At 52.9% G+C, this 3,188-nt stretch carries 3 protein-coding genes; 2 read left to right on the top strand and 1 reads right to left on the bottom strand.

What is annotated here, in order from left to right; translation table 11 throughout:
* Positions 1 to 151: 151 nt before the first annotated feature.
* Positions 152 to 319 carry a hypothetical protein gene (locus V3W31_09680; GenBank protein MEE9615196.1) on the bottom strand — a complete coding sequence of 56 codons (168 nt, stop codon included), beginning with the start codon at positions 317 to 319 and terminating at the stop codon, positions 152 to 154.
* A 212-nt stretch (positions 320 to 531) separates the two neighbouring features.
* Here V3W31_09680 and V3W31_09675 point away from each other — a divergent pair, with 212 nt between their 5' ends.
* Together V3W31_09675 and V3W31_09670 are read left to right on the top strand one after the other, a co-directional pair.
* A complete protein-coding gene (locus V3W31_09675; GenBank protein ID MEE9615195.1) occupies positions 532 to 1,026 on the top strand; it encodes a hypothetical protein in 495 nt (164 codons plus the stop codon).
* Positions 1,027 to 1,452: 426 nt separating this feature from the next.
* Positions 1,453 to 3,188, top strand: a 1,736-nt coding sequence (locus tag V3W31_09670) for a UvrD-helicase domain-containing protein (protein ID MEE9615194.1), incomplete at its 3' end; no start/stop codon positions are given.

Genomic DNA, 3,188 nt, shown 5'->3' with positions numbered 1-3,188 from the left:
AGCACTCCAGGCAAATGTCTATGGTTTCGACCTTGCCGTTTACGACTTTGCTTCTGGCCACCAGTCTGGATTTCTCCTTCTCTCTACAGTGTACGCATTGCATATACTAAAATGCGTAAAAGAGATTATAAGTCTTGTACAACTTTGGGAGCTACTTGTAGTAGCCGTTTTCTGGCTGGCTGTAATAATCACTTCCGCGCTTTATCAGATGGCAGAGCTTAGCGCTCACGCCGTACAACACATTGTTCATGTCAGTGACTTTCTTCTCTATACGCAGTACTGCTTTTCTTGCTTTTGTCTCCAGATCTTCTTTGGTCATTTTAGTGGTGTCTTATTTGTATAATGATGACAGTAGGGTTTTTATATTTTGCATACGGATAAGGAGGTTTGGAATAGGGTTGACTTAAAAGAAATGCCTGGGTAATATTGGTTAAGCATTTTTTCCTGTAGTTGGCACTTGACAAGTCGTGTGAAAATTGTATATTGGTGCTTCACTGATTGCTTTCTTAAACGAAAGGAAGCTCAAGAATAATGAAGAAGATAACAAACATCATTGGAGCGGGATTGGTCGCGATTGGGAGCGCTTGGTTGATGGGTGGGTGCGCAGGATCACCGGCAGGGGATTTTATGAGCGACCCTTTTACAGGAACAGCGAACGCAGTAAGGTATATGGCAGGTGGACAAATGGCCAGCAAAGTCCGAATAAATGTCTTTACCTCATCCACGGATAATACAGGCGCACCAAACAAAAGGAGCCGTTTCAGAAGCGGAGATTCTATATCTATAATGATAGCGGCGAACGATTTAAAGGATTCTGTAGCAACAACAATCCTAAAAAACAGCAACGGCGGTATCATCAAGATAGATGATACAACACTAATATATAGAAACGGTACTTATGGTGTGCTTCCATGGCCATTTCAGCCTTTCGTAGAACAAGGCGTAATAGAAAAATATGAAGTGGAATTATTGTTAGATTCACGAGAACTTTACGATAAGAAAATTGTATTCTTTGTCGAGGGCTGATTTAATACATTGTTCCTAATCGTTAATTACTCAAACTTTCAAAAAATCATGACTTGTAGGTGAAAATAGCAGCAGTTGAGCACGGGCACAGACCCCGCAGGATCCATGCCCGCTCCCTTACAACATTACTAAGCTACCACGGAGATTCCGGTACTGCTACTTCCCTTTCCTTCCACCATCTCTATCAGTTGCAGGGCAACCTTGCGGATTGCACTGCCTGCCAAGAGGACCTTTTCTGCGTCCTGGCTCCATGAGGCCACGTATGGGAATGAGTACCCCGACGAGTCCAGGCCAAAGTGGGCCGAGGCTATAAAGGCCACTCCCTCGGCTACGACCTCTTCCGCCGATTGAAAGCTATTTACCCCTCCCCCCTTTTATGTTAAATTTAAGGGTGCGTAACTTCTTTTCACGGATAATCCCGATACCATGCCTTTTCTAAAAGAACTGAACCCGACACAGAAAGAGGCCGTCACCTTCGGCGACGGGCCTCTCCTTATCCTCGCCGGCGCGGGCAGCGGCAAGACAAAGGTCCTTACCACAAGGGTCGCCCATCTGGTCCTTAAAAGGGACGTGCGTCCGGAGAGCGTCCTTGCCGTCACCTTCACCAACAAGGCCGCTGGCGAGATAAGGGAACGGCTCACGGCGCTTATGGGGGAGCGGGCCAGAAGGCTATGGCTCGGCACCTTCCACTCCATAGGGCTGAGGATTCTAAGGAGCGAAGGCCGGAGGACGGGGGTCGGCCCCGAGCTTACCGTATACAACACCGACGACCAGATAGCGCTCGTAAAGCTCGCTATGGAAGAGCTAAAGATAAGCGATAAGGCCTTCTCTCCCCGCGCCATGCTCTCCCGGATAGACCGCGCAAAGAACGAAAACATCGGCCCGGACGAGTACCTCGCCGATGCCGGGGACTTCCTCTCCGATAGGGTCGCCCGGGTATACACCCTCTATCAGAAAAAACTCCGGGAGATGGGCGCCATGGACTTCGGGGACCTCATATGCGAGCCCATAAGGCTGCTTAACTCGGACCCGGACATGCTCGCACGCTATTGCTCGCGGTTCCGGCACATACTCGTTGACGAGTACCAGGACACCAACAGGGCCCAGTACCTCCTTATGAACCTCCTTGCCGAGGGGCACGGGAACCTCTGCGCCGTCGGCGACCCGGACCAGTCCATATACGGCTGGAGGGGCGCGGACGTACAGAATATCCTCGACTTCGAGCGGGACTGGACAAACGCCACCGTGGTGCGGCTCGAACAGAACTACCGCTCCACCAAGAGCATCCTCGCCGCCGCCAACTCGGTAATAAAGAACAACCGAGGGCGCATGGAAAAAACCCTCTGGACGGAAAACCCCGAGGGGCCGCCCGCGAGCTATCGGGAGTGCCGGGACGAGCACCGCGAGGCCGAAACGGTCACGGCGCGCGTCAGGGAGACCCTGGTAGAGGAGCCCTCGCTCGGCTACGGTGACTTCGCGGTCTTCTACCGCACCAACGCCCAGTCAAGGGTGTTCGAGGAAAAATTCCTCCGCGAGGGCATACCCTATACCATCGTGGGCGGGGTCAGGTTCTACGACCGTAAAGAGATACGCGACGCGCTGGCATTCCTCCGGGTCGTCGCCAACCCGGGCGATTCGATGGGCCTTAAGAGGATCATAAACACCCCGCCGCGCGGCATAGGCAAGGTGACCGTCGAAAGGGTCTCGAAGCTGGCCGCGGAGAAAAGCATCTCGCTCTTCGAGGCCTTCGGGGAGGCGATAAAGACCGGTATCGTCAAGAACGCGCGCGCGGAAAAACTCTTCGAGGCCTTCGAGAGGACGCGAGAAAACCTGGAAAAAAGCGAGGGCGTTCCGCTCCATGAGCTCGCCCTCGGACTCCTCATTGATAACGGCTATATCGAGCACCTGGAGGTCCAGAGGACCGACGAGGCCATGGACCGGCTCGAAAACGTCCACGAGTTCATCTCGGCAATAAAGGAGTTCGAGTCGGCCCCGTCACCATCATCAGAGGAGGGGGGGGGCGGAGGCTCTACGCTCTCGGAGTTCCTCGACCGGGTCTCGCTCATAAGCGACGTGGACACGTGGGAGGACAAAAAAAACAGCGTGACGCTAATGACGCTACATTCGGCAAAGGGGCTCGAGTTCCCGGTCGTCTTCATGGT

This window comes from Thermodesulfobacteriota bacterium, from assembly GCA_036482575.1.
GTDB lineage: Bacteria > Desulfobacterota > GWC2-55-46 > GWC2-55-46 > JAUVFY01 > JAZGJJ01.
This window is presented reverse-complemented; position numbering and strand designations above follow the sequence as displayed.